We start from the raw sequence: 3,577 nt of genomic DNA on the forward strand, positions 1-3,577 counted from the left end.
AAACCTGTCGCACTGTTTACCGACTTCGATATCCAGGTAAACCAAAAATATGCAACAATGCAGGCTTAGGAAGTCGCATAGTTTTAAGCCGGGTTTTTCCAGGCTTTTTCACGTCTAGCACCCTCAACCTGCCAGAATAAATGCTTTCGATAATAGTGTATTAAAATCAATCGGATAAAAACGCCATGTTAAGTTACCGCCACAGTTTTCACGCCGGCAACTACGCCGACGTGCTCAAGCACACCGTTCAGAGCCTGATCATTGAGGCGCTGAAAGAAAAAGATAAGCCGCTGCTATACCTGGATACCCACTCCGGTGCCGGGCGCTATCAGCTGAGCGGTGAGCACGCCGAGCGTACCGGGGAATACCTGGAAGGTATCGGCCTGCTGTGGCAACGTGACGATTTGCCGGAAGAGCTGGCGGCCTACATGAGCGTGGTACACAACTTCAACCGTTCTGGCACTCTGCGTTATTACCCTGGCTCACCGCTGATCGCCCGCCAGTTGCTGCGCCCACAGGATAAAATCCATCTGACAGAGCTGCACCCAAGTGATTTCCCGCTGCTGCGTAACGAATTCCAGAAAGACGAGCGCGCCAAAGTGCAGCGTGCCGACGGTTACCAGCAGTTAAAATCGCAGTTGCCACCTCCGTCACGCCGTGGCCTGATCCTGATGGACCCGCCGTATGAGATGAAAACCGATTATCAAGATGTGGTGAAAGGCATTCAGGAAGGCTACAAGCGTTTTGCTACCGGCACCTATGCTCTGTGGTACCCGGTGGTGATGCGCCAGCAGATCAAACGCATGCTCAAAGAGCTGGAAGCGACCGGTATCCGCCGTATCCTGCAAATCGAGCTGGCGGTGAAGCCCGACAGCGATCAACGCGGGATGACGGCTTCAGGCATGATCGTGATTAACCCACCTTGGAAGCTGGAACAGCAAATGAACAACGTGCTGCCGTGGCTACACAAGGTACTGGTGCCAAGCGGCATCGGCCACCACCTGGTGAACTGGGTCGTACCAGAATAAGTTCGATGATGGTCGCCTGCCTGGGCGGCCATCCGCTTTTCCCTTCCTCCATCCCCCCAGCTTGCTCCTCATTTTGCCTCGATCTTTTTCCGATCCTCATCACAACCGCAAAATAACTGTTTGCTTATTTTAACTTTCGATTAGATGATGATTATCGAAAGATAACGTAATAAAAGAAAATAGGAGGCAAGTGGTGTACATCATTTCGACCCACAATATGCTGCAGAAGGCACAACAACAGGGCTATGCCGTACCGGCCTTTAACATTCATAACCTGGAAACCATGCAGGTGGTGGCTGAAACCGCCGCGCACCTGCGTTCGCCGGTGATCCTGGCCGGGACGCCCGGCACCTATCTCTATGCAGGAACGGCTAACGTGGTCGCCATTGTCAAACAGCTGGCCGCCGAATACCGCATCCCGCTGGCGGTGCATCTGGATCACCATGAAACCCTGCAAGATATTGAAACCAAAGTGCATGCAGGGATCCGTTCGGCCATGATTGACGGCTCCCATCTGCCCTTTGCGGAAAATGTTGCCCTGGTGCGGCAGGTGACCGAGTTTTGCCATCGTTATGATGTCAGCGTTGAGGCAGAACTGGGGCGGCTTGGTGGCGTTGAGGATGGCATCAGCGTTGATGCCAAGGATGCCCGCTATACCTCGCCGCAGCAGGCCGAGGAGTTTGTGCGTTCCACCGGCATCGATTCACTGGCGGTGGCGATTGGTACGGCACACGGACTTTACCAGGGCAAGCCAGAGCTGGATTTCACCCGTCTTGGGCAGATCCGCGACAGAGTCAGCGTACCGTTGGTGCTGCACGGTGCGTCGGGTTTGCCAGACGCTGATATTCAGCAGGCGATTCGGCTTGGGGTGTGCAAGGTGAACGTGGCGACGGAGCTGAAGATCGCCTTTTCCGATGCGCTGAAGCAGCATCTGGCGGAGCATCCGCAGGCCAACGATCCGCGCCACTATATGCAGCCCGCCAAGCTGGCGATGCAGCAGGTGGTGCAAAAGGTGATTCAGGTTTGTGGCTGCGAAGGCAAGCTGTGAACTACGCCAACACGGTGATTGCCCCTCACCCTAACCCTCTCCCACAGGGAGAGGGGACAGTACGTGCTACAAATTAACCCTCGCATACCACCTCACCAACTCCCACAAAGAAGGGTAATTGAGCGGCCCAATAATACACTCCATTCCCAACCGCAACGCCGGACCACTCCCTCTCCCTATGGGAGAGGGTTGGGGTGAGGGGCATCCTCTCGTCACAATAACCGCTTTCACTTTATTGCGTATGCCGATCCCTCTTTTTACAAAATATCTGTAATCAACTGATTTTAAATAACTAAAACCAATCCATTCGTTAACTTATCCCCTCACACTGAAAGCACCGGCACGGAGAAATAACGCTAAAGTTTTCGATCTTGATCACGAATAATAGAAAAGTGCATTGCTAACCTTTCGAAACATTACGATTATATTCGTAAGAAAACGGAGGGTAGCATGAAAAATATAATCGCACGACATAAAGCAGGGGAGCCGATCGGGATCTGCTCTGTCTGTTCGGCACACCCATTAGTCATTGAAGCCGCATTACGCCTGGATCTGCACAGCGATCGCCAGGTGCTGATCGAGGCCACTTCCAACCAGGTTAATCAGTTTGGCGGTTACACCGGCATGAAACCGGCGGATTTCCGGCAGTTTGTCTGCGATATTGCGGCAACCGTCGGCTTTCCGCTCTCCCGGCTGCTGTTAGGGGGCGACCATCTAGGCCCAAACTGTTGGCAAAATGAACCCGCCGCTAGCGCAATGGAAAAAGCGGAAGTGCTGATCGCCGACTACGTTACCGCCGGATTCAGCAAGATCCATCTGGATGCGTCCATGTCCTGCGCCGACGATCCGATCCCGCTGGATCCCCACGTCGTAGCAGAACGCGCAGCACGTCTGTGTCAGATCGCCGAACAGGTCGCCACCCCAGAGCAAAAACAGCAGCTGACCTATGTGATTGGGACCGAGGTGCCGGTTCCTGGAGGAGAATCTTCCGCCATCGGTAGCGTACATATCACTCACGCGACGGATGCCGCCGCCACGCTGGAAACTCACTATCAGGCGTTCCGCAAGGCCGGGTTGGCAGCGGCGATCCCCAGGATCATCGCCGTGGTAGTGCAGCCAGGGGTGGAATTCGATCACTCACAGGTGATCGCTTACCAACCACAGCTAGCCTGCGAGCTCTCCCAGTTTATTACCACCACGCCGCTGGTCTATGAGGCACACTCTACCGATTACCAAACGCGTGAAGCCTATCAGCAACTGGTGCGCGATCACTTCGCCATTCTCAAGGTTGGCCCGGCCCTGACGTTTGCCCTGCGCGAAGCGGTGTTTGCCCTGGCCAATATCGAACAGGCCCTGATTGCCCCGGAAAAACGTAGCCAGATCCTGGCGGTGATTGACGCCGTGATGCTCGACGAACCGGATTACTGGAAAAAGTATTATCACCCGACGTTCAGCCGCTCGCTGATCGACCTGCATTTCAGCCTGTCGGACCGTATCCGTT

At 54.5% G+C, this 3,577-nt stretch carries 3 protein-coding genes; all 3 read left to right on the forward strand.

Features of this window, described 5'->3' with window-relative positions; all coding sequences use genetic code 11:
• Positions 1–185 precede the first annotated feature (185 nt).
• Positions 186–1,028, forward strand: a complete 843-nt coding sequence (locus ACLQ7H_RS19855) for a 23S rRNA (adenine(2030)-N(6))-methyltransferase RlmJ (protein ID WP_411754151.1) — start codon at positions 186–188, stop codon at positions 1,026–1,028.
• Positions 1,029–1,221: 193 nt separating this feature from the next.
• Entirely contained in the window at positions 1,222–2,076 is an 855-nt protein-coding gene (locus ACLQ7H_RS19860) for a tagatose bisphosphate family class II aldolase (protein WP_411754152.1), read from the forward strand.
• Between the two features lie 450 nt (positions 2,077–2,526).
• Positions 2,527–3,577, forward strand: a 1,051-nt coding sequence (gene gatZ / locus ACLQ7H_RS19865) for a tagatose-bisphosphate aldolase subunit GatZ (protein WP_411754153.1), incomplete at its 3' end; no start/stop codon positions are given.

This window comes from Serratia sp. (in: enterobacteria), assembly GCF_046715635.1.
GTDB lineage: Bacteria > Pseudomonadota > Gammaproteobacteria > Enterobacterales > Enterobacteriaceae > Chania.

Bases quoted from the DNA above. Each gene is read 5' to 3' on its own strand.
- ACLQ7H_RS19855 (WP_411754151.1), top strand. From the start codon at position 186: ATGTTAAGTTACCGCCACAGTTTTCACGCCGGCAACTACGCCGACGTG.